General features: G+C 66.7%; 22 protein-coding genes. 15 read left to right on the forward strand and 7 right to left on the reverse strand.

Features of this window, described 5'->3' with window-relative positions; all coding sequences use genetic code 11:
- Positions 1-2: 2 nt before the first annotated feature.
- The 5 genes from BZF57_RS05350 (at position 3) to BZF57_RS05370 (ending at position 2,209) form a co-directional block, all read left to right on the forward strand.
- On the forward strand, positions 3-440 hold the full coding sequence (locus BZF57_RS05350; RefSeq protein ID WP_086735424.1) for a phage holin family protein: 438 nt from the start codon (positions 3-5) through the stop codon (positions 438-440).
- Entirely contained in the window at positions 437-817 is a 381-nt protein-coding gene (locus BZF57_RS05355) for a hypothetical protein (RefSeq protein WP_086735426.1), read from the forward strand. The genes BZF57_RS05350 and BZF57_RS05355 overlap by 4 nt, the downstream gene beginning before the upstream one ends.
- Positions 814-1,392 (forward strand): hypothetical protein, encoded by a 579-nt coding sequence (locus tag BZF57_RS05360; protein WP_086735428.1) that lies wholly within the window; start codon positions 814-816, stop codon positions 1,390-1,392. The genes BZF57_RS05355 and BZF57_RS05360 overlap by 4 nt, the downstream gene beginning before the upstream one ends.
- Before the next feature lie 96 nt (positions 1,393-1,488).
- Positions 1,489-1,719, forward strand: coding sequence for a DUF4170 domain-containing protein (locus BZF57_RS05365; protein ID WP_086735430.1), 231 nt, complete (start codon positions 1,489-1,491; stop codon positions 1,717-1,719).
- A gap of 7 nt (positions 1,720-1,726) precedes the next feature.
- The gene (locus BZF57_RS05370; RefSeq protein ID WP_240505860.1) at positions 1,727-2,209 is read left to right on the forward strand and encodes a GNAT family N-acetyltransferase; all 483 of its coding nucleotides are present in this window, start codon (positions 1,727-1,729) and stop codon (positions 2,207-2,209) included.
- A gap of 167 nt (positions 2,210-2,376) precedes the next feature.
- Here BZF57_RS05370 and BZF57_RS05375 read toward each other — a convergent pair whose 3' ends face one another.
- The 5 genes from BZF57_RS05375 to carA form a co-directional block, all read right to left on the reverse strand.
- Positions 2,377-2,661: a hypothetical protein gene (locus tag BZF57_RS05375; RefSeq protein ID WP_086735432.1), complete on the reverse strand. Its 285-nt coding sequence runs from the start codon at positions 2,659-2,661 to the stop codon at positions 2,377-2,379.
- Between the two features lie 23 nt (positions 2,662-2,684).
- Positions 2,685-3,161: a transcription elongation factor GreA gene (gene greA, locus BZF57_RS05380; RefSeq protein WP_086735434.1), complete on the reverse strand. Its 477-nt coding sequence runs from the start codon at positions 3,159-3,161 to the stop codon at positions 2,685-2,687.
- A gap of 116 nt (positions 3,162-3,277) precedes the next feature.
- Positions 3,278-6,604 carry a carbamoyl-phosphate synthase large subunit gene (gene carB, locus BZF57_RS05385; protein ID WP_086735436.1) on the reverse strand — a complete coding sequence of 1,109 codons (3,327 nt, stop codon included), beginning with the start codon at positions 6,602-6,604 and terminating at the stop codon, positions 3,278-3,280.
- Entirely contained in the window at positions 6,604-6,945 is a 342-nt protein-coding gene (locus tag BZF57_RS05390; RefSeq protein ID WP_143738358.1) for a hypothetical protein, read from the reverse strand. The genes carB and BZF57_RS05390 overlap by 1 nt, the downstream gene beginning before the upstream one ends.
- An 8-nt stretch (positions 6,946-6,953) precedes the next feature.
- Positions 6,954-8,147 carry a glutamine-hydrolyzing carbamoyl-phosphate synthase small subunit gene (gene carA, locus BZF57_RS05395; protein WP_086735440.1) on the reverse strand — a complete coding sequence of 398 codons (1,194 nt, stop codon included), beginning with the start codon at positions 8,145-8,147 and terminating at the stop codon, positions 6,954-6,956.
- Between the two features lie 140 nt (positions 8,148-8,287).
- Here carA and BZF57_RS05400 point away from each other — a divergent pair, with 140 nt between their 5' ends.
- The 3 genes from BZF57_RS05400 (at position 8,288) to rpoD (ending at position 12,877) form a co-directional block, all read left to right on the forward strand.
- The gene (locus BZF57_RS05400) at positions 8,288-8,743 is read left to right on the forward strand and encodes a GatB/YqeY domain-containing protein (protein ID WP_086735442.1); all 456 of its coding nucleotides are present in this window, start codon (positions 8,288-8,290) and stop codon (positions 8,741-8,743) included.
- Positions 8,744-8,891: 148 nt separating this feature from the next.
- Positions 8,892-10,763 (forward strand): DNA primase, encoded by a 1,872-nt coding sequence (dnaG, locus tag BZF57_RS05405; RefSeq protein ID WP_086735444.1) that lies wholly within the window; start codon positions 8,892-8,894, stop codon positions 10,761-10,763.
- A gap of 83 nt (positions 10,764-10,846) precedes the next feature.
- Positions 10,847-12,877 carry an RNA polymerase sigma factor RpoD gene (gene rpoD, locus BZF57_RS05410; RefSeq protein WP_086735446.1) on the forward strand — a complete coding sequence of 677 codons (2,031 nt, stop codon included), beginning with the start codon at positions 10,847-10,849 and terminating at the stop codon, positions 12,875-12,877.
- An 18-nt stretch (positions 12,878-12,895) separates the two neighbouring features.
- Here the strand turns inward: rpoD and BZF57_RS05415 are convergent, their stop codons facing one another.
- On the reverse strand, positions 12,896-14,755 hold the full coding sequence (locus BZF57_RS05415) for a patatin-like phospholipase family protein (protein WP_086735448.1): 1,860 nt from the start codon (positions 14,753-14,755) through the stop codon (positions 12,896-12,898).
- A gap of 309 nt (positions 14,756-15,064) precedes the next feature.
- Here BZF57_RS05415 and BZF57_RS05420 point away from each other — a divergent pair, with 309 nt between their 5' ends.
- From BZF57_RS05420 to rpsD, 7 genes are all read left to right on the forward strand, one after another.
- Positions 15,065-15,544, forward strand: coding sequence for an RpiB/LacA/LacB family sugar-phosphate isomerase (locus BZF57_RS05420; protein WP_086735450.1), 480 nt, complete (start codon positions 15,065-15,067; stop codon positions 15,542-15,544).
- Between the two features lie 38 nt (positions 15,545-15,582).
- On the forward strand, positions 15,583-16,860 hold the full coding sequence (gene glyA, locus BZF57_RS05425; protein WP_143738388.1) for a serine hydroxymethyltransferase: 1,278 nt from the start codon (positions 15,583-15,585) through the stop codon (positions 16,858-16,860).
- Positions 16,861-16,871: 11 nt separating this feature from the next.
- Positions 16,872-17,090: a hypothetical protein gene (locus BZF57_RS05430; RefSeq protein WP_086735454.1), complete on the forward strand. Its 219-nt coding sequence runs from the start codon at positions 16,872-16,874 to the stop codon at positions 17,088-17,090.
- Positions 17,091-17,098: 8 nt separating this feature from the next.
- Positions 17,099-17,560, forward strand: coding sequence for a transcriptional regulator NrdR (gene nrdR, locus BZF57_RS05435; protein ID WP_086735456.1), 462 nt, complete (start codon positions 17,099-17,101; stop codon positions 17,558-17,560).
- Positions 17,561-17,567: 7 nt separating this feature from the next.
- A complete protein-coding gene (locus tag BZF57_RS05440) occupies positions 17,568-18,314 on the forward strand; it encodes an RNA methyltransferase (RefSeq protein ID WP_086735458.1) in 747 nt (248 codons plus the stop codon).
- Positions 18,315-18,399: 85 nt separating this feature from the next.
- Complete coding sequence (locus BZF57_RS05445) at positions 18,400-18,666, forward strand: hypothetical protein (protein WP_143738361.1); 267 nt, start codon at positions 18,400-18,402, stop codon at positions 18,664-18,666.
- A gap of 168 nt (positions 18,667-18,834) precedes the next feature.
- The gene (rpsD, locus tag BZF57_RS05450; RefSeq protein ID WP_086735463.1) at positions 18,835-19,449 is read left to right on the forward strand and encodes a 30S ribosomal protein S4; all 615 of its coding nucleotides are present in this window, start codon (positions 18,835-18,837) and stop codon (positions 19,447-19,449) included.
- 64 nt (positions 19,450-19,513) lie between these two features.
- Here the strand turns inward: rpsD and BZF57_RS05455 are convergent, their stop codons facing one another.
- Complete coding sequence (locus tag BZF57_RS05455) at positions 19,514-20,980, reverse strand: S41 family peptidase (RefSeq protein ID WP_086735466.1); 1,467 nt, start codon at positions 20,978-20,980, stop codon at positions 19,514-19,516.
- Between the last annotated feature and the right edge of the window lie 4 nt (positions 20,981-20,984).

Here is a 20,984-nt window from a genome sequence, read left to right on the forward strand (position 1 = left end):
CCATGCATGATACCGACCCCGGCCTCGCACGGGTGCCCGACAGCGACCCCGCCGACACCGCGCTGACGCCGGAGCCGGTGGACGCGCCCGAGGGCAGTACCGGCTTCTCCGCCCTGCGCGACGAAGTCACGGCGCTGGTCGAGGATGCGCGCACCTATGCCGAGGCCGAGGTCGCCTTCCAGAAGACCCGGGCGAGCCTTGCCGGCAAGCACGGTGCGCGCGCGCTGGTCATGCTGGTGCTGGCGCTGGTGCTGCTCCACATCGCGCTGATCGCGCTGGCGGTGGGTGCGGTGATCGCGCTCGCGCCGCTGGTGACGATCTGGGGCGCAATCGCGATCGTCGTCGGCGTGATGCTGCTCGGCGTCGCCCTGCTGGTGCGGGCGGCGATGGCCGACGGCAAGCTGCTGGGCGCGATGTTCGGCTCCGGAGAGGCGCCATGACCCGCCTGCCCGACCGCTTCGTCGAGGACCGCGCCCTGCGCGATGCCGCCCGCGCGGTGCTGACCGAGGATATCGAGCAGCTGCGCGCCAGCCTCTCCGAACAGGGGATCGCAAGCCGCGTCTCCTCGGGCGTTTCGGCGACCATCTCGGAGCGGGTCAAGGCCGGCGCGCGCGATGTCTGGACCGAGGCGCGCGCACAGGCGGGCGACAACAAGGGCATCCTCGCGGCGATTATCGGCGCGATCATCCTGTGGTTCGCGCGCGGACCGATTCTCGAATGGATCGAGGAGCTTGTCGAGGAAAGCTCCTATGATGACGAAGACGTAGCAGCAGGCACCGCCACCCCCGATGCGGCGCCTGAGGGAGACCCTGAATGACCGAACCCACCCCCCTGCCCACTCCCGACAAGCGCGACGCGCTGCGCGCCCGGATCGAAGCGGCCGAGCGCCGCAATGCCGAGCGCAATCTGGCCGATCAGGCCCGCGATGCCGCCAATGCCGCGGTCGATTACACCCGCGCCAATCCGCTGACCGTGATCGGCGGCGCGGTCGCCTTCGGGCTTGTCCTCGGCCTGCTCACCCGCCCCGGCCGCCGCGTCGCGAGCAAGGCTCTGCACGGCGCGAGCGACGCGATTTCCGGAGCCGCTTCAAGCGCTTCCTCGGGGGTGAAGAGCCTCACCTCGCGCGGCGGATCGCGGCTCGGCACGATGATCGGCGAGGCGGCGGTGGCCTATGCCATGACCATCATCGACGACCTGCTCGACGCGGCCGAAGAGGGCAAGGAGCGCGCAGGGGACCTGTCGCAGGCGGCTGGTGCCAAGGCGAAGAAGCTCTCCGCCGATGCCTCGGACGCGGCGGGTTCCGCCGCCGACAGCACCCGCCAGCTTGCGCGCAAGGCGCAGGAGGCCGCTGTTGGCGTGGTGCGCGATCTGCGCCGCCGGACGCAGGGCTGATCCCTACACAGACGCCGCTTTGGCGGAGGAAGGCTTGCCCTTGGCGCGTCAGGCGCTAGAGGGGCGCGCATCCTTCCTCCCCAAGGGTTTACGACAATGGCAGAAACCACTCCCACCCAGCGCCTCCACCTCGTGATGGGGGGCCGCGTGAAGGATCCGCGCGGTATCGAGTTCCAGGATCCCGAGAGCATTCACGTCGTCGGCGTGTTCAGTTCCTACGACGCGGCGGTCGATGCGTGGCGCGCGCAGGCCCAGCGCACCGTGGATGATGCGGAGATGAAGTATGTCGTCGTCCACATCCACAAGTTGCTGACTCCCGAGGATTAATTCCTCCGTGGCGGTGATCCGCCCCTACCGTGACAGCGATGCGGCCGCGATTGCCGCGCTGACACTTGCGGCGATCCGCGAGACGGCCTTGCGCGCCTATTCGCCCGAACAGGTCGCGGCGTGGTCCGCTCGCTTTTCGCCGGAGCGGGTGTTGGAGTGGGTCGCGCGGGGCAGCACCATCCTCGTCGCGGTGGACGATGCCGGCGAGGCCCTTGCCTACACCGTGCTCGATACGGACGGGCATCTCGACATGCTTTATTGCCACCCCGCCCACACCGGCAGGGGCCTTGGCTTTGCCCTGCTGGAGGCGGCCGAGGCGGCGGCGCGGGAAGCGGGCGTCACCCGCCTGTTCACCGAGGCGAGCGAGCTGGCGCGGCCGGTGTTTGCCCGCGCGGGCTATGCCGTGCTGCAGCGGCGCGATTTCACCATCCCTTCCGGGGACAGCGAAATCGCGATCCACAATTACGCCATGGAAAAGCACCTCACCTGACCGACGGGCGCGATGTTTCACGTGAAACCGCGCAAAACCGGGGGTCTGAAGGGGGTCTGGCAGGGGTCTAGAGGGGTCTAGCAGGGGTCTGGTGCCCGGCTAGGCCGCGCTGGCACCCCGCGAAGGTGCAGCGAGACGTCGCACCGCGCGGCGCCGGAAAAGCCCGCTTACCGCAGCGCCGCCGCAGCAGCAGCGGCAATCGCCACCAGCGCCAGCGCCACCCGCGTCCGGCGGCCCGAGCGGCGGCCGCGCCACTGCGCTTCGTCGATCCACCACTTGCCCTTGCCGTCGGTCTTGAGCACGTCGAGACCCTTCAGCCGCTCGAAGGCGCGCTGGCGACTCGGACGGGCGGGGGCATAGGGGATCGCGTCGGCCATGCTGACCGCGCCGGCCTCGAGGAAATGCTCGGCCACCTTGCGCTCGGCAATCGGCCTTACCGGAACCACCGCCATGTCGCGCCCCCCCTATCCTCGCGTCAGATGAACTCGATCTTGTCGACGAGGTAGAACTTCTCGCCCGCCGGCACCGTCACCTCGATCTCGTCGCCCACCTGCTTGCCGATCAGCGCCCGCGCCAGCGGCGAGGAATAGCTGATCCGGCCGCGATTGGCATCGGCCTCGGTCTGGCCGCAGATCTGGTAGCGTACCGGCTTGTCGTTCTCGTCGAGCAGGGTCACGGTCGCGCCGAAGATGATCTTGTCACCCGACAGCGTGGTCGGATCGATGATCTGCGCGCGGCTGACCTTGTCCTCGATCTCGGCGATCTGCGCCTCGACCTGGCCCTGACGTTCCTTGGCGGCGTGATATTCGGCGTTTTCCGAAAGGTCGCCGTGGGCGCGCGCTTCCTCGATCGCCTCGACGATTTTCGGACGTTCCTCGCGCAGCACCTTGAGGTCGGCGGTCAGCCGCTCGTAACCCTCGGCCAGCATCGGGACCTTTTCCATCGTCGCCATCTTTCTTGTCTTTCTATCGGTTAGCCGAAGCACCTGACCCGAAATGCGAAAGAAAGTCTTTACCGCCGTCCAGTCAGCACGACGTCAAGCACTCTCGATTTCGGGGGAAGTGTCAGTCAGCTGCCATAATAGTCCTGCAAGCTGCGGACTTCAAGCTGATCGGGCCGGATCGCCGAAATCGCCATCGCCGCCGCCACCGATGCGGCCGCCGTGGTGTAATAGGGCACCTTGCCCGCGAGCGCGGCCTGACGGATCGATTTGCTGTCCGACAGCGACTGCCAGCCTTCGGTGGTGTTGAAGATCAGCGCGATATCGCCGTCGATGATCTTGTCGACGATATGCGGCTGGCCCTCGGCGACCTTGTTCACCCGCTCGACCGCAAGGCCCTGTTCGGCAAGGTAGGACTGCGTGCCCCCGGTGGCGATGATGCGGAAGCCGTGATCGATCAGGCGCTTCACCGCAGGCACGATCGCCGCCTTGTCGGTGTTCTTGACGCTGACGAAGACCGTGCCCGATTGCGGCGGCACCATTCCGGCACCAAGCTGCGACTTGAGGAAGGCGGCCTCGAAAGTCGCGTCGATCCCCATCACCTCGCCGGTCGACTTCATCTCGGGGCTCAGCACCGGATCGGCGCCCGGGAAGCGCGCGAAGGGGAAGACCGCTTCCTTGACCGCCATGTAGGGGAGGTCGCGCTTGAACGGCTCGAAGTTCGCGAGCGGCTCGCCCGCCATGACGCGCGCGGCGATCTTGGCCACGGGCTGCCCGATCGCCTTGGCGACGAAGGGCACGGTGCGGCTGGCGCGCGGGTTGACCTCGATGAGGTAAACGACGCCGTCCTTCACCGCGAACTGGATGTTCATCAGGCCCTTGACGCCCAGCGCAAAGGCCAGCGCCTCGGCCTGACGCTCCATCTCGGCGATGATGTCGGCGGGCAGGCTGTAGGGCGGCAGGGTGCAGGCGCTGTCGCCCGAGTGGACGCCGGCTTCCTCGATATGCCGCATCACGCCCGCGATCCGCACCTCGGTGCCATCGCACAGGGCATCGACATCGCATTCGATCGCGTCGCGCAGATACTGGTCGATCAGCACCGGGCTGTCGCCGCTGACGTTGACCGCCGTGGCGATGTAGCTGTCGAGCTGGGCCTCGCTGTCGACGATCTCCATCGCCCGCCCGCCGAGCACGTAGGACGGGCGCAGCAGTACCGGATAGCCGATGCGCGCGGCGACAGCGGCAGCCTCGTCGCGGCTGCGGGCGATGCCGTTTTCGGGCTGCTTCAGCTTGAGCTTGCTGACGAGCTTGGCGAACCGCTCGCGGTCTTCGGCCAAGTCGATCGCATCGGGCGAGGTGCCGAGGATCGGGATCCCCGCATCCTCCAGCGCCTGCGCGAGCTTCAATGGCGTCTGCCCGCCGAACTGGACGATCACACCGAGCAATTCGCCCTTCGACTGTTCGACCCGCAGGATTTCCAGCACGTCCTCATCGGTCAGCGGCTCGAAATAGAGGCGGTCCGAGGTGTCGTAATCGGTCGAGACGGTCTCGGGGTTGCAGTTGACCATGATCGTCTCGAAGCCCTGCTCGGCCAGAGCGAAGCAGGCGTGGACGCAGCAATAGTCGAACTCGATCCCCTGCCCGATGCGGTTCGGCCCGCCGCCGAGGATGACGATCTTCTTGCGGTCCGACGGGGCAGCCTCGCACTCGGGCGCGCCGAAGGTCGGAGCCTCGTAGGTCGAATACATGTAGGGCGTGATCGCATCGAATTCGGCGGCGCAGCTGTCGATGCGCTTGAACACGGGGAGCACGCCGAGCTTGTGGCGCAGTTGGCGCACTTCGTCGGCGCTGGTCGCCCCCGCCATCGCGACGAGCGCATCGTGAAGGAGGCCGGAGCGCTTGGCCTGCGTCTCGGCGAGGCCGCCCGCGACACCCACCGAACGCACCGCCAGCGTGGCGAGGCGCTTGTCGGAGAAGCCCATCGCCTTGAGGCGCCTGAGGCCCGCCGCATCGATCGGGAGGCCGTCCTTCTGCACCTCGCGCTCGGCGAGGATGATCGCCTCGATCTGACGCAGGAACCACGGATCGTAGAAGGTGACCGCGGCGATTTCCTCCACGCTCAGCCCCTCGCGGAAGGCCTGGCCGACCTTGAGCAGCCGGTCCGGCGTGCGGCGCGAGAGCGCGGCGGTGATGACATCGCGCGGCTGGCCCTCAAGCTCGAGCACGCGGTTGAACCCGTCGAGGCCCGTTTCCAGACCGCGCAGGGCCTTCTGCATCGATTCCTGGAAATTGCGCCCGATCGCCATGACCTCGCCGACGCTCTTCATCGCGGTCGAGAGGTCGGTGGCGGCGCCCTTGAACTTCTCGAAGGCGAAGCGCGGGATCTTGGTGACAACGTAGTCGATGGTCGGCTCGAAGCTCGCCGGGGTCGCGCCGGTGATCTCGTTGGTGAGCTCGTCGAGGGTGTAGCCCACCGCCAGCTTGGCCGCGACGCGGGCGATGGGGAAGCCGGTCGCCTTGGACGCCAGCGCCGAGGAGCGGCTGACGCGCGGGTTCATCTCGATCACGATCAGGCGCCCGTCCTTGGGGTTGACCGCGAACTGGACGTTGGAGCCGCCTGTTTCGACGCCGATTTCCCGCAGCACGGCGATGCTCGCCGAGCGCATGATCTGGTATTCCTTGTCGGTCAGCGTCAGCGCCGGGGCGACGGTGATCGAGTCCCCGGTGTGCACCCCCATCGGATCGACGTTCTCGATCGAGCAGATGATGATCGCGTTATCCTTGCGGTCGCGGACCACCTCCATCTCGAACTCCTTCCACCCGAGGAGCGATTCCTCGATCAGGACTTCGGTGGTGGGCGAGGCGTCGAGGCCTTCCTTCACGATCTGGTCGAATTCGGCCTTGTTATAGGCAATCCCGCCCCCGGTGCCGCCGAGGGTGAAGGAGGGGCGGATGATCGCGGGCAGCCCGGTGCGCTCGAGCACCGCGCGCGCCTGTTCGAGCGTGGTGGCGACGCCGCTGCGGGCGCTCTCGAGGCCAATCGCGTCCATCGCCTCGCGGAAGCGCTGGCGGTTCTCGGCCTTGTCGATGGCGTCGGCCTTGGCCCCGATCATCTCGACACCGTATTCGGCCAGCACGCCCATCTCGTCGAGCTTGAGCGCGCAGTTCAATGCGGTCTGCCCGCCCATCGTCGGCAGCAGCGCATCGGGCCGCTCCCTGGCGATGATCTTGGCGACGATCTCGGGCGTGATCGGCTCGATATAGGTCGCGTCGGCAAACTCCGGATCGGTCATGATCGTCGCGGGGTTCGAGTTGACGAGGATGACGCGGTAGCCCTCCTCCTTCAACGCCTTGATCGCCTGCGTGCCGGAATAGTCGAACTCGCACGCCTGGCCGATGATGATCGGGCCGGCGCCAATGACGAGGATCGAGGAGATGTCGGTTCTTTTGGGCATTAGTGAGCCTTGAAGCTGATAAACAAGGGGAAACCTTCTTTCTGCGCGTTCGTCAGAATGCAGTCGATGACCGTCTCGTTTCCGGGGGCGATGTTGACACGTGAGCGCGGACCGGTGTGCCCAATTTCAGCGGTGAACTCGCTGGCACCGCACTTGCGAACCAAAGCAGAGCTCGACGTCCGGACGGCGGTTTCATCGTCCGTCTTTTTCACGACATCTTCTAAGGTCTGCGCCCTACTCTCTACTTCCAGAACCGGCGACAGGGGCTTTGTTGAGCCAATGGACTGGCCGATAAGCCAAGCCGCCGATGTTACCACCGAGCCTGCTGCGAAGGCGATCAAGGCGGGCCTCACCCCAGCCCCCCCACAAACTTCTCGAACAGGTAGAAGCTGTCCTGCGGCCCCGGGCTTGCCTCAGGGTGATACTGCACCGCGAAGGCCTTCTTGCCCTTGATCGCGATCCCGCAATTCGTCCCGTCGAACAGCGAGACGTGGGTCTGCTCGACATGCTCCGGCAGGGTCGCCGCGTCCACCGCGAAGCCGTGGTTCATCGAGGTGATCTCGACGAGGCCGGTGGTCTCGCCCCACCCTTCCCCGACGCGCTGGACGGGGTGGTTCGCGCCGCGGTGGCCCTGGTGCATCTTGATCGTCTTCGCCCCCGCGGCGAGCGCGAGCATCTGGTGGCCGAGGCAGATGCCGAACAGCGGCACATCCGCATCGAGCAGCGCCTTGATCACCGGCACGGCATATTCGCCGGTCGCCGCCGGATCGCCCGGGCCGTTGGAGAGGAAAACGCCGTCGGGCTTCAGGGCCATCACCTCGTCGAAGCTCGTCTTGGCGGGCACCACCGTCACCCGCGCCCCGGCTTTCACGAGATTGCGGAAGATATTGTCCTTCGCGCCGTAATCGATCGCGACCACGTGGGGCTTGGCGTCGAAAGCCGCGCGGCCATAGCCCTTGCCCAGCGTCCACGATCCGCCCGCCCACTGCTCGCCGCCCTCGCGGGTGACGCGGATGGCGAGGTCCATGCCTTCGAGCCCCGCCCACTCCTGCGCGCGCTTGACGAGCGCGGGGATTTCGAACTTGCCGTCGGGCGCATGGGCGATCACCGCATTGGGCGCGCCGGTCTGGCGGATGCGGCGGGTCAATGCGCGGGTGTCGATCCCCGACAGGCCGATCTTGCCGTTCCGCACCATCCAGTCGGCAAAGCGCTCGATCGAGCGGAAGTTGCTCGGCTCGGTCACGTCCTCGCGCACCACGCAGCCGACCGCGCCCCCAAACGGACCGGCGACCTTGCTCTCGACATCCTCGCCATTCGCACCGACATTGCCGATGTGCGGGAAGGTGAAGGTGACGATCTGCGCGGCGTAGGAGGGATCGGTCATCACCTCCTGATAGCCGGTCATGGCGGTGTTGAAGCACACCTCGCCCACCGCCGATCCGGTCGCCCCGAAGCCGCGGCCCCACAGCACGGTGCCATCGGCCAGAACGAGGACTCCCGTCGCCCCTGAAGGTTGCGCGCGAGTGGATGCGGGGTCGGCCATAGGGCGCTCCGTTGACTGGGTTTCCGGCGATGGTGCTAAGTTTTGCCCGCTAGGCCCCTCGCCCCCCCGCGTCAACCTAGGCTTGGCGCTGAATTTGCGTTACGGGCGCGCCCAACAGAGCCATTCCACAGGAAAGACCGATGATCCGAGACGATATCAAGGCCGCCACCATCGCCGCGATGAAAGCCGGCGAGAAGGACCGCACCGCCGCGCTCCGCCAGATCAGCGCCAAGATCAAGGACCGCGACATCGAGGAGCGCACCGCCGCGCAGCCGGTGACCGACGATGACGTGCTGGTGACGAGCGTGCTCCAGAAGATGGCCAAGCAGCGCCGCGAATCGATCGAGATGTACGATGCCGGCGGGCGCGTGGAACTCGCCGCGGTCGAGCGCGCGGAGCTCGCCGTGATCGAGGAATTCCTCCCCCAGATGATGGACGAGGCCGCCACGAAGGCCGCGATCGAGGCGATCAAGGCCGAGACCGGCGCGTCTTCGATGAAGGACATGGGCGCGGTGATGGGCGAGCTGCGTGCTCGCCACGGCGCGGTGCTCGACGGCAAGCTGGCGAGCACGCTGGTGAAGGCGGCGCTTTCGTAATTCACGTCGCCCCGTGCTTGACACGGGGCTTGGCTATTCGTCGTCAAGGCCGGAGAAAAGAAGCCCAGCCCCGTGTCAAGCACGGGGCGACGCGGGTATTTGTGCAGGCCCGCTTGAACGCAGCCAAGTTGCGGCCCAATAACCACCCATGGCCATCACCCCGCAATGGAAGGACGAGCTGCGTGCGCGGATCACGCTGTCCTCGCTTGTCCAGCGGTCGGTCAAGCTCACCCGGGCGGGGCGCGAGTGGAAGGGGTGCTGCCCGTTCCATGACGAGAAGACGCCGAGCTTCTACGTCAACGACCAGAAGCAGTTCTACCACTGCTTCGGCTGCGGCGCGCATGGCGATGCGATTTCGTGGATGGTGGACAGCCAAGGCCTGCAATTCATGGACGCCATCAAGGAGCTGGCGGGCATGGCCGGGATGGAGGTCCCTGCCCCCGATCCGGTCATGGCGCGCAAGGCCGAACAGCGCGCGAGCCTGATCGATGTGACCGAGGCGGCGCAGCGCTTCTTTGTCGAAGCGCTCGGCGGGCCTTCGGGAGGCGCTGCGCGCGAATATCTTGGGCGGCGCGGCTTCTCGGCAGCCACCATGCGCGAATTCGGCTTCGGCTGGGCTCCCGATGACCGGCAGGCCCTCCCCAAGGCGCTCCAGCAGTTCGGCGAGGACATGCTCGAAGGCGCCGGTATGCGCGCGGCCAACGAGCAGGGCGAGCGTTACGACCGCTTCCGGGGCCGCGTGATGCTCCCGATCCAGGACGCGCGCGGGCGGGTGATCGCTTTCGGCGGACGCATCCTCGACAAGCGCGATGGTGTCGCGAAGTATCTGAACTCCCCCGATACCGATCTCTTCGACAAGGGCCGCACGCTCTACAACCTCCACCGCGCCGCGCCCGCCGCACGCCAGAGCGGGCGCGTGGTGGTGGTCGAGGGCTATATGGACGTGATCGCGCTGGCGAACGCGGGGATCGCCGATGCGGTCGCGCCGCTCGGCACCGCGCTCACCGAGATGCAGCTCGAAATGCTGTGGCGCATGGTCGAGGTGCCTGTGCTGTGCTTTGATGGCGATGCGGCAGGCCAGCGCGCGGCGATGCGGGCGATTGCGCGGGCGCTGCCGATGCTCGCGCCGATGCGCTCGCTCGGGATCGTGCGGCTGCCGGCGGGGCTCGATCCGGACGATCTGATCAAGCAACAGGGCAAGGCCGCGATGGAGCGCCTGCTCGCCGAGCCTGCATCGCTGATCGACACGCTGTGGGAGTTCGAGCGCGATGCCCAGCCCCTCGCCACCCCCGAGGCCAAGGCGGGGCTGAAGGCGCGGCTGATGGCCCATGTCGAGACCATCGCCGATCCCGAGATCAAGAGCCTCTACCGCCGCGAGCTCGGCGACCGTTTCTCGGCCTTCGCCTATCCGCCCCGGCCTCAGCGTCCCGCTCCTCAGGCGCGCCCGCAGGCAGGCCAGCGCGGGCCGTGGAGGGGCGCGAACCTGCCTCCCCCCGGCCTGTCGGACGAGGCCCGCGCGCGGCTCGCGGCGATCATGGCAGGCGGGCAGCGGCGCGATCTGTTGCAGGCCGTGCTCGCCGGGTTTGCGCGCCATCCGCAGGCGATCGCGCGCCATACCGAGGCGCTTACCACCCTCGCCCGGCTCGCCCCTGCCGCCGCGCCCGACATCGAATCGCTCCTCGAACTTGCGGAAACGCTTGATTCGCGCGCCCCAACCGCCATATGCACGCCTACGCAAGGCCAACCCGCCCCGTCGGCAGATATCCGCTACGCCTTTCTTGATGAAGGCACCGATCCCGACGCTGCGAGCGAGGAACTGGCTGAAGCTGTGTCGTTGCTGGTCGAAAGGCCGGCGCTTGAGGCTGCGCTTGCGGCCACGATCGCGCGTTTCGACAGCGATCCGGAAGGATCGTTTGCCGAGCAGACGCGTTTGCGTGCACAGCTCATGGCAGTCGAAGAAAGATTGAAGGCCTTCGGTCGCCGCAAGGCAGCCGCAGGCGGCGCGGATGATACCGCCTGACGGGGCGGATATGGGATTAACGGGCAGCCCGCAGGCAGTGCGCAAGCGGCGGGTGGCCCCTGACGACGGATTGAAACGCTTTTATGGCCGAAAAAGAAGATGCCCCGCTGATCGATCTCAACGAGGCTTCGATCAAGAAGCTGATCAGCAAGGCGAAGAAGCGCGGCTACGTCACCTATGACGAGCTCAACGAGGCGCTGCCCTCGGGCGAGATGAGCCCTGACCAGATCGAGGACATCCAGACCGCGCTCTCCGAAATGGGTGTGCAGATCGTCGAGAGCGACGAGGATGCCGAGGCCGAAGCCGAGGACCGCGAGGACGGCGAGGCCGAAGACATCGTCGCCGATGATGACGATGATGACGACGATGGCGACCGCAAGGCTCCCAAGGACGCCCGCGCGGCCAACAAGAAGCTCGCCACCGGCGAGCGCACCGATGATCCGGTGCGCATGTATCTGCGCGAGATGGGCGCGGTGGAACTCCTCAGCCGCGAGGGCGAAATCGCCATCGCCAAGCGCATCGAGGCCGGCCGCGACATGATGATCATGGGGCTGTGCGAAAGCCCGATCACCTTCCACGCGATCATCCAGTGGTCCGAAGCGCTCAACAACGGCGACATGCAGCTGCGCGAAATCCTCGATCTCGACGCGATGCTCTCCAAGGAGCCCCCGGCCGAGAAGATGGCTGACGGCGCCGAGGATGACGACGACGACGAAATCTCCGAAGCCACCGCCGGCCCGACCATCCGCGAGGACGACGAGGTCGAGGACGAGCCCGAGGCGGATGCCGACGAGGACGAGGACGGCGAGCCCCGCCAGAAGCGCGAAGAGGAAGAGGAGGAGGACAACACCCTCTCCTTGGCGCAAATGGAAGCCGCGCTGAAGCCCGAGGCGCTCGAGCGTTTCGCGCGCATCACCACGCTGTTCAACGCCTTCGAGAAGCTCCAGGCCGAGCGCGTCGATACGCTCGCGGCGGGCAATGCCTTCCCGGCGGCCAAGGAAGCCAAGTACGAACAGCTGCGCGAAGATCTCACCGCCGAGGTCGAGAGCGTGCAGTTCCACGCGACCAAGATCGAATTCCTGGTCGACAACCTCTATGCCTTCAACCGCCGCCTGACCACGCTGGGCGGGCAGATGCTGCGCCTTGCCGAGCGTCACAAGGTCAAGCGCGCCGATTTCCTTGCCGCCTATGTCGGCAACGAGATGGACGACGCGTGGATCAAGGAACGCGCCAAGAAGGACAAGAAGTGGGCCGCCTTCGCCGAGCGCGAGGAAGACGCGGTCGAGCGCATCCGCTCGGAAATCGCCGACATCGCCGCGCAAACCGGCATGAGCCTCACCGAGTTCCGCCGCATCGTCAACATGGTCCAGAAGGGCGAGCGCGAGGCGCGTATCGCCAAGAAGGAAATGGTCGAGGCGAACCTGCGCCTGGTGATTTCCATCGCCAAGAAGTACACCAACAGGGGCCTGCAATTCCTTGATCTCATTCAGGAAGGCAACATCGGGTTGATGAAGGCGGTCGACAAGTTCGAATACCGCCGCGGCTACAAGTTCTCGACCTACGCCACCTGGTGGATCCGGCAGGCGATCACCCGCTCGATCGCCGACCAGGCGCGCACCATCCGCATCCCGGTCCACATGATCGAGACGATCAACAAGCTGGTGCGCACGAGCCGCCAGTTCCTCCACGAGGAAGGCCGCGAGCCGACCCCGGAGGAAATGGCCGCACGCCTTTCGATGCCGCTCGAGAAGGTGCGCAAGGTGATGAAGATCGCCAAAGAGCCGATCTCGCTCGAAACCCCGATCGGGGACGAGGAAGATTCGCACCTCGGCGATTTCATCGAGGACAAGAACGCGATCATCCCCGTGGATGCCGCGATCCAGGCGAACCTCAAGGAAACCGTCACCCGCGTGCTCGCCTCGCTCACCCCGCGTGAAGAGCGCGTGCTGCGCATGCGCTTCGGCATCGGGATGAACACCGATCACACGCTGGAGGAAGTCGGCCAGCAGTTCTCGGTGACGCGCGAGCGTATCCGCCAGATCGAAGCCAAGGCGCTGCGCAAGCTCAAGCACCCGAGCCGCAGCCGCAAGATGCGCTCGTTCCTCGATCAGTAAGCCGCCCGGCGGGGCGGCCTATTTCGAGATCCACACCTCGAGATTGCGGTCGCCCACGATCTGCACCCGAACGGTCCTCAGCTTGCGGGACGTGAGCTTGGATGCGTTGATCGCGGCCGCCAGCTGCGCGGCTGCGGCGGCGTTGTTGCCGCCGTAGCGCACCTCGTTGAAGCCGTAAGCGCTGGCGATCCGTTCGCCGCTGTCGCCTTGCGTGTTCCAGCCATTGGCCTTGAGGCTGCGGTTCAACCCTTCGATCTGCTCGCGTGTCAGCCGGCCGGCAAACTGGATATAGACCCGCAATGGTGACGGGACGGCAGGCGCCTGCGTCTTGACCGGCGGCGGCGGTGCCGGAGCCGCCAGCGGGGGCGCCTCGGCCGCCGGGAGCGGAAGCAGCGAGGCATCGGCGATGGCCTGGTCCTTGACCTCCTGCTCCTTGGTTTCCTGTTCCTTCTGGGTCTCGCTGATCGCGATGGCGAGAATTTCGCGGGCCTGCTCGATCCGGCCGTTGCGCAGCGCATCGGTGACAGCAGCCAGCTTGTCCGATTGCTGCCCGAGAAGCGCGATGGTCTCCTGCTGCGCGGCATTCCGGGCAGCCTTCGCGGCAAAATAGGCCTGGCCGAGGCTCAACGCCGTCCAGGCCATGACCCCGGCAATCACCCAGAGCGCCAGAAGCGGTTTCCAGTCGCGCCAGTCGAATGGCAGGCTGACGAAAGACCGGGCTTCGGCGCGCGAGGCTATGTCCTTCTGCCGCTGGCGGGCGGCAGCATCACCGGGCCAGCTGGGCGGCGGTCCCGATTGCTCCCAACCGCGCTTGGCGAAACGCTGCGTCGCCGCCGCTGCACCCTGTTCGACCAGCAGGTCAGCAAGCTCGGGCCGGAAGCGGTCGAGATCGGTGCGCACCAGTCGCAGGGTCTGCTGCACGGCCGGATCGAGCGGTCCGCCGGGCACCGCGTCCGTGAGGCTCACGACGACATCGTCCACCCGCTCGCTCGCGGCGATTTCGGCTTCGGAATCCTTGCCGATCCGCCGCATCAGGATGTCGCTCGCCCGGATATTGCGCGAGAAGATGCCGCTGAAGGTCCGGCTCGCCTCGGCACGGAAGGGGCTGCCTGCGTTGCTCACGATCAGCGTGCCCGCGAGGCCCGGATCACGGTCGAGATTGCGCCAGAACTTCTCGATCCCGAGGTTGTCGTAAACGCCGCCGTCCGACAGCTGGAGCGGCAGGAGAAAGGCATTGTCGCGCGGCCGGGCGAGCAGCTTGTCGTCGAGCAGCATCGGCGGGAACATCGGCGGGAAAGCACTCGAGGCGGCAACCGCACGGCTGAGGGTCAGGTGGCCGCAGGAGGTGGCCGAAAGCCCGCCATCGTGCCCTTCCACCTCGAAGGAATTGCCCGAGAAGGAGCACAGCTCGCCGGTGCGGAAGTTGGTCGACAGGAAGTGGAAACGCGGCTTGGGCCCATGCGCCTCGACCGCCTCGTCGATCCGGGCCTTCTTCAGCAGGTGATCATATTCACCCATCAGCCAGTGCGTGCGGCCGCATAGAGGGCTGCCCGAGACGAGATTGCGCAGGCGGATGGGAATGGCCGACAGCACCGCGCGGCGTAGCACCCGGTCGCGGATATTGCGCTGGGCGAGCGCGTAGATCTCGCGCTGCGCCTCGGCAAAGGCATCGTCGTCACCGGTGTAGAGGTCCCATTTGAGCAGCATGTGCGCAGCAAGGATGCTCCCGCCGGACACAGCATACACCTCGCCGATCCGGTCGATCAGCCGCGCATCGCCCATCTTGTGCTCGCGCAGCGCGCGCACCACGCCGAGGTGGAACAGTGTTGCACGCAAACCACCGCCTGACAGGCACAGTGAAATCGGATTGTCTGCCATTGCCCCACCCCCATGATTGCCCCGCGATGATCACATGGCGGCATGGCAGGCGTCAACTTGGGCGAATGCAGTATATCCCTGAACTTCGGTAAGTTTGCAGGAGCTAACCCGCTCAACCACCTTTGCTGTCACGCGTGCGGTCTGGCGTGGCCCTTGCCGCGCAGGAAGCGTGCGTCAATGTCGGCGATGATCCCTGCGCCGATATCCGCGGCCCCTCTGTCACGCACCCTCCCGCGCAGGTTAAGCCGCCGGTCGAAAAGGCGCGCGCCGGGGGTGGAGAATCTCTGCCCCAGCGCCTATAGGGCGCCCATGCGCATCGCCATCGCCTCCGATCACGCCGCCGTGGAACTCAAAGCCGAGCTGGCCGAATGGCTGGTCGAGGAAGGTCACGAGGTCGCCGACCTCGGGCCCGAGCCGGGGCAGAGCGTCGATTATCCCGATTACGGCTACCGCCTGGCCGAGATCATCGCCGAAGGGACGGTCGAATTCGGCGTCGCGCTGTGCGGCAGCGGGATCGGCATCTCGATCAGCGTCAACCGCCACCCGCAGGTGCGCTGCGCCCTTGTCAGCGAGCCGCTCTCGGCCGCGCTTGCCCGCGAACATAATGATGCCAATTGCATCGCAATGGGCGCGCGGCTCGTAGGTATCGAGATGGCCAAGTCCTGCATCGCCACCTTCCTCGACACCGAATTCGCCGATGCCGGCGATCCGGCCGGTCGCCACCAGCGCCGCGTCGGCAAGCTCGGCAAGCCCCCGTTCCAGCCCGATCATATCGAGACCCACCAATGAGCACCGCCCCCATCGATTTCGCCGCCCGGACCAATCCGATGGACGGCTTCTGGCACAATGACCTCGCCCACGCCGATCCCGAGATCGCGGCGGCCATCGGCAAGGAACTCGCCCGCCAGCGCGACAAGATCGAACTGATCGCGTCGGAGAACATCGCGAGCCGCGCGGTGCTCGAAGCGGCAGGCTCGGTGTTCACCAACAAGTATGCCGAGGGCTATCCGGGCAAGCGCTACTACGGCGGCTGCGACTATGCCGACGTGGTCGAGACCCTCGCGATCGAACGCGCCAAGGAACTGTTCGGCTGCAACTTCGCCAACGTCCAGCCCAACTCGGGCTCGCAGATGAACCAGGCGGTGTTCCTCGCGATGCTCAATCCGGGCGACACCTTCATGGGCCTCGACCTGAACTCGGGCGGGCATCTCACCCACGGCTCGCCCGTCAACATGAGCGGCAAGTGGTTCAATGTCGTCTCCTACGGCGTGAGCCGCGAGACCGAGACCATCGACATGGACGAGGTCGCCGCCAAGGCGCGCGAGCACAAGCCCAAGCTGATCATCTGCGGCGGCACCGCCTATTCGCGCACCTGGGACTTCCCCGCCTTCCGCGCTATCGCGGATGAAGTGGGCGCGATCCTGCTGTGCGACATGAGCCACATCTCAGGGCTGGTCGCGGGCGGCGCGCATCCCTCGCCCTTCCCGCATTGCGACATCGTCACCTCGACCACCCACAAGAGCCTGCGCGGCCCCCGCTCGGGCATCATCCTGTGGAATGACGAGAAATACACCAAGCCGCTCAACATGGCGGTGTTCCCCGGCCTGCAGGGCGGGCCGCTGATGCACATCGTCGCGGCCAAGGCGGTGGCCTTCCGCGAGGCGCTCGACCCGTCCTTCCGCGACTATGCCCACCGCATCGTCGCAAACGCCCGGGCGCTTGCCGCGAGCCTCGAGGAGAACGGCCTGCGCATCGTCAGCGGCGGCACCGACAACCACTCGATGCTGGTCGACCTCACCGCCAAGGATGTGACCGGCAAGGACGCCGAGAAGGGCCTCGACCGCGCCTTCCTCACCTGCAACAAGAACGGCATCCCCTACGATACCCGCTCGCCCTTCGTGACCAGCGGCATCCGCCTCGGCACGCCCGCCGGCACCACCCGCGGCTTCGGCCCGGAGGAGTTCCGCACCGTCGGCAAGCTCATCGCCGAAGTGGTTGACGGGCTTGCGAAGAACGGCCCCGAGGGCGATGCGCAGGTGGAAGAAAGCGTGCGCGCGCGGGTCAGCGCGCTATGCGCTGCCTTCCCCGTCTATCCCGGCATGTAAGGAGCCGTATCATGGATCAGGAACCCCGCCAGAGCCCCGATTGGGTCGAGGACGTGAAGACCGAAGTGGTCGGCATGGCCAAGGAAGGCCTCAACCACCCTTCGACCGCGCCGGTGTTGACGGGCGCTGCCATTGGTGCGGCGGCGGGTTTCCTGCTCCCCGTGCTCTCGATCCCCGTCGGGCTGATCGCCGGAGCCGGCTTCGCGCTCTACCAGAGGATCAAGAAGTAAGCCTCTGAATGCGTTGCCCCTTCTGCGCCCATGACGATACCCAGGTAAAGGACAGCCGCCCGACCGAGGATAACGCCTCGATCCGGCGCCGTCGGCAGTGCTCGTCTTGCGGGGCGCGCTTCACCACCTTCGAGCGCGTGCAGCTGCGCGAAGTCGTGGTGGTGAAGTCGGGCGACAAGCGCGAACCGTTCGAACGCTCGAAGCTCGAACAATCGGTCGCGCTCGCCTGCCGCAAGCGGTCGATCGATCAGGAGCGGCTCGACCAGCTGATCAGCGGTATCCAGCGCCAGGTCGAGACCTCGGGCGAGGCCGAGGTGCCCTCCTCGCATATCGGCGAGCTGGTGATGGAAGGGCTGCGGCAGATCGATTCGGTCGCCTATATCCGCTTCGCCAGCGTCTACCGCGATTTCTCCGAGGCCCGCGACTTCGAAGAGTTTGCCAGCACCGTCCAGCAAGCCGCGAAAGATTAAACGGAATATGGCCGACCTCAACAAGCCGGTGATCGTGCTCGTGCGCCCGCAGCTGGGCGAGAATATCGGCAAGGCCGCGCGCGCGATGCTCAATTTCGGGCTGACCGAGCTGCGGCTCGTCAGCCCCCGCGATGGCTGGCCCAACCCGTCGGCGGGCCCGGCGGCGGCGGGGGCGGACATCGTGCTGGAGCAGGCCAAGGTCTACGCCACCACCGCCGAGGCAGTGGCCGATTGCGCCCATGTCCACGCGACCACGGTGAGGAAGCGCGGCGTCACCAAGCCGGTGATCGGCGCGGACGAGGCCGGACGGCAGGTCCACACCCTGCCCGGCCGCCACGCGGTGATCTTCGGCCCCGAACGCTCGGGGCTCGAGACCGAGGACGTGGCGCTCGCCCGCAATATTCTGACGATCCCGATCAACCCCGAATTCGGCTCGCTCAACCTCGCGCAGGCGGTGATCCTCGTCGCCTATGAATGGTCACGGATCGGGCGCGAGATGGCCGATGCGGGCGATACGCTGGTGCAGCCGACGCTCGAGGACACCCTGCCCCCCGCCCCGCAGGAAGAGCTCGACGGGATGATCGCCCATTTCGAGAAGCTGCTCGAACCGCGCGGCTACTTCTTCCCCGAAAGCCGCGCCGAAGCGACGAAGCGTACGCTGCGCGGTCTCCTCACCAAGCCGGGCTGGAACCACCTCGAAGTGCGCACCTTGCGCGGGATCCTCAGCAGCCTCGAGCGTGAACGCGAGCGCTGACGTCGTTCGTCGATTGGGGGATGGACAGGCCTGCCCTCCGCTCTAGGATCAGCGCACCCCTCCCCCCAACCCCGCGAGTTTGTTTATGATTTCCCTGCGATCCCTCCCGTTGGCGCTGGCCGGCGCTGCCCTTCTTGCCCCTCTCGCCGCCGCCGCCAACACGCAAGCCCAGCCTGCCCAGACCCCGCCGCAGCGCGAGGAAGCGCAGACCCAGGAAACCCAGCCCGAGGGCGAGACCGAAGCCAAGGACGAACGCGTCTGCCGCTATGTGAAGCTCGACATGTCGAGCCGCCGCAAGACCAAGGTCTGCCGTACGGTCGAGGAATGGCGCGAGATCAATAACCCGCGCTGACCGGCGCACGGCGCTTGACGCAGGCGTCGTTCCTGCTATGCGCGCGCCTTCGCAAATGGGCCCTGCACCCCGGTGAAGCAGGCGCCGCGTCACGCTTTATGGCGTGATGGAGCGATGCCGGGTTGAAGCCTGCCGCAGTGGCGGGCCAGCACATTGAAGGATACGACTATGTCGAAGCGCAAGAGCGCCAAGCACAAGCTTGACCGCCGCATGGGCGAAAACATCTGGGGCCGTCCGAATTCCCCGGTGAACAAGCGTTCCTACGGCCCCGGCCAGCACGGCCAGCGCCGCAAGGGCAAGATGAGCGACTACGGCCTGCAGCTGCGCGCCAAGCAGAAGCTCAAGGGCTACTACGGCGACGTCACCGAAAAGCAGTTCAAGCGCAACTACCTCGAAGCCTCGCGCATGAAGGGCGACACCAGCCAGAACCTGATCGGCCTGCTCGAGCAGCGTCTGGACATGGTCGTCTACCGCGCCAAGTTCGCTCCGACCATCTTCGCCGCGCGCCAGATCGTCAGCCACGGCCACATCTACGTGAACGGCCAGAAGTGCAACATCGCCTCGCGCCGCGTGAACGTGGGCGACGTCGTCAGCCTCGGCAGCAAGGCCAAGGAAATGGCGCTGGTGATCGAAGCCCAGAGCCTCGCCGAGCGTGACATCCCCGACTACGTCCAGCCCGACGGCAACGACAAGGTGACCTTCACCCGCGTGCCGAAGCTCGACGAAGTGCCCTATCCGGTGACGATGGAACCGAACCTGGTGGTCGAGTTCTACTCGCGCTGATCCCTCGGGGCATCGCAAGAGATACGGAAAGGGCGGCCTTGCGGGGCCGCCCTTTTCCGTTGGGTCACCCGCGCCGCAACCAGTCGATCGCCGTGTCCATGCACGAATCCCGTCCTGCGGCGAGGCCGGCACGCGAGCGCGGGACGAAGACGTCGGGATCGACCCCGGCATCGGGCTGCGGCGAGGCCGGGTAGTAGCCGATCAGCGGCACATCGAACTCGATTCCCGATTGCGGCAGCCGCACGAAGAAATAGGCCCCGCCGTTGATCCCCCTGAGGTTGCCGCCCGAGGTTTCGCCGAATAGCCGGACCAGCCCCGATTCCTTCGCCCGCCGCGCGAAGGAGAAGGTCGCCGAGCTGCACACGGGCGAAATCAGCGCCGCCACCGGCACGGTGAGGCGCGGGGCCTTGGCCGGGATGAAGTCGGTCTCCTCGCTCTGGCCCGGCAGCTGGTAGAACCCGCCGCCGACGTCGCTCGCTTCGACGCCCATCTTGCGGAAGCTCCTGTCCCAGGTGTCGAGATAGGGATCGAGCGCTGCCGGAGTCTCGCGGTAACGCACCAGCTGGCGGTATCCGGGGAACTGGATGTCCTTGTCGGTCAAGCGCGAGAGGATCGCGTTGCCGCACTCGTTTCCGCCCTCGTTATCGCGCAGGTCCATGACGAGGCCGCGCGCGCCCGACAGGCTCGCGAGCCGCTCGTCGAGCCAGCCCTTCCAGTCCCACTTGGTGTTGTACATCACCCAGGTCGGCATGGTGACCACGGCGACATCGCCGCGCATCTCCCACGTCCATAGAGGGGTGGCGGTGCCGTTGTCCTCGGGCACCTTGATCGTCGCCTGCCGCGCGGCAAGGCCCAGCGCGGGGAATTCCGCGGCGAACTCGCTGCCATCGGGGCGCTGTGCGGTGAGACGCGTCAACCCGCCCTCGGGCGGCATCAGCAGGCCCTGATAGATGTCGAAATAGTCGTAGGTGTCCGTATTGCGCATCTCGAGCTGGATGCGGCGCTTGGTGTCGTTGTGCCCGTCGGCGCGGGTCAGGGGGAGCAAGCGGTAGAGGATGTCGGAGACGGTCAAACCGTTCAGCGTCACGATCCGCGTGCCCGGCGCCAGCTTGCCGGTGCCGCTCAGATCCTCGGTCACCACCATCGCATCGCCCAGCCACGCGAAGGCGAAGGGCACGCGTGTCGGCCGGTCGAACAGCTCGGCGACCACGGCGTCGGACTGGTTGTAGAAGTTGCACTGGGTGTGCCCGCAGCGGACCATCGAGAGGAAGCGCTGGATCGCCACGAACCGCTCGGCGCGGGTTTCGGAGCGGGCGAGCGCGGTCTCGAGGCACATCAGCCCGCCCTCGATCTCGCGCGGAGTGTTGTAGCGGTAGAGCCCGGGGTGCAGGCCGAGCGCGCCGCGCAGGATCGTCATGTCGTCGAGCGCGCCGGCTTGCTGCGCCGCCAGCATCTCCGGCAGCATCGCCAGCGCCGCTCCGCCCGCGGCCATGCGCCCCGCCCCGCCGATGAAGCCCCGTCTGTCCAGCATGATC

The sequence above is a fragment of the Erythrobacter colymbi genome (genome assembly GCF_002155685.1).
GTDB classification, from domain to species: domain Bacteria; phylum Pseudomonadota; class Alphaproteobacteria; order Sphingomonadales; family Sphingomonadaceae; genus Erythrobacter; species Erythrobacter colymbi.

Excerpts from the sequence above, each read along its gene's own strand:
- dnaG (WP_086735444.1), top strand. The coding sequence starts at position 8,892 with ATGGCCATCACCCCGCAATGGAAGGACGAGCTGCGTGCGCGGATCACG.
- BZF57_RS05430 (WP_086735454.1), top strand. The coding sequence starts at position 16,872 with ATGGATCAGGAACCCCGCCAGAGCCCCGATTGGGTCGAGGACGTGAAG.
- glyA (WP_143738388.1), top strand. The coding sequence starts at position 15,583 with ATGGACGGCTTCTGGCACAATGACCTCGCCCACGCCGATCCCGAGATC.
- greA (WP_086735434.1), bottom strand. The coding sequence starts at position 3,161 with ATGGCGACGATGGAAAAGGTCCCGATGCTGGCCGAGGGTTACGAGCGG.
- BZF57_RS05440 (WP_086735458.1), top strand. The coding sequence starts at position 17,568 with ATGGCCGACCTCAACAAGCCGGTGATCGTGCTCGTGCGCCCGCAGCTG.
- carA (WP_086735440.1), bottom strand. The coding sequence starts at position 8,147 with ATGGCCGACCCCGCATCCACTCGCGCGCAACCTTCAGGGGCGACGGGA.
- BZF57_RS05420 (WP_086735450.1), top strand. The coding sequence starts at position 15,065 with ATGCGCATCGCCATCGCCTCCGATCACGCCGCCGTGGAACTCAAAGCC.
- BZF57_RS05400 (WP_086735442.1), top strand. The coding sequence starts at position 8,288 with ATGATCCGAGACGATATCAAGGCCGCCACCATCGCCGCGATGAAAGCC.
- BZF57_RS05415 (WP_086735448.1), bottom strand. The coding sequence starts at position 14,755 with ATGGCAGACAATCCGATTTCACTGTGCCTGTCAGGCGGTGGTTTGCGT.
- carB (WP_086735436.1), bottom strand. The coding sequence starts at position 6,604 with ATGCCCAAAAGAACCGACATCTCCTCGATCCTCGTCATTGGCGCCGGC.
- nrdR (WP_086735456.1), top strand. The coding sequence starts at position 17,099 with ATGCGTTGCCCCTTCTGCGCCCATGACGATACCCAGGTAAAGGACAGC.
- BZF57_RS05355 (WP_086735426.1), top strand. The coding sequence starts at position 437 with ATGACCCGCCTGCCCGACCGCTTCGTCGAGGACCGCGCCCTGCGCGAT.
- BZF57_RS05455 (WP_086735466.1), bottom strand. The coding sequence starts at position 20,980 with ATGCTGGACAGACGGGGCTTCATCGGCGGGGCGGGGCGCATGGCCGCG.
- rpoD (WP_086735446.1), top strand. The coding sequence starts at position 10,847 with ATGGCCGAAAAAGAAGATGCCCCGCTGATCGATCTCAACGAGGCTTCG.
- rpsD (WP_086735463.1), top strand. The coding sequence starts at position 18,835 with ATGTCGAAGCGCAAGAGCGCCAAGCACAAGCTTGACCGCCGCATGGGC.
- BZF57_RS05350 (WP_086735424.1), top strand. The coding sequence starts at position 3 with ATGCATGATACCGACCCCGGCCTCGCACGGGTGCCCGACAGCGACCCC.
- BZF57_RS05445 (WP_143738361.1), top strand. The coding sequence starts at position 18,400 with ATGATTTCCCTGCGATCCCTCCCGTTGGCGCTGGCCGGCGCTGCCCTT.
- BZF57_RS05365 (WP_086735430.1), top strand. The coding sequence starts at position 1,489 with ATGGCAGAAACCACTCCCACCCAGCGCCTCCACCTCGTGATGGGGGGC.
- BZF57_RS05360 (WP_086735428.1), top strand. The coding sequence starts at position 814 with ATGACCGAACCCACCCCCCTGCCCACTCCCGACAAGCGCGACGCGCTG.
- BZF57_RS05375 (WP_086735432.1), bottom strand. The coding sequence starts at position 2,661 with ATGGCGGTGGTTCCGGTAAGGCCGATTGCCGAGCGCAAGGTGGCCGAG.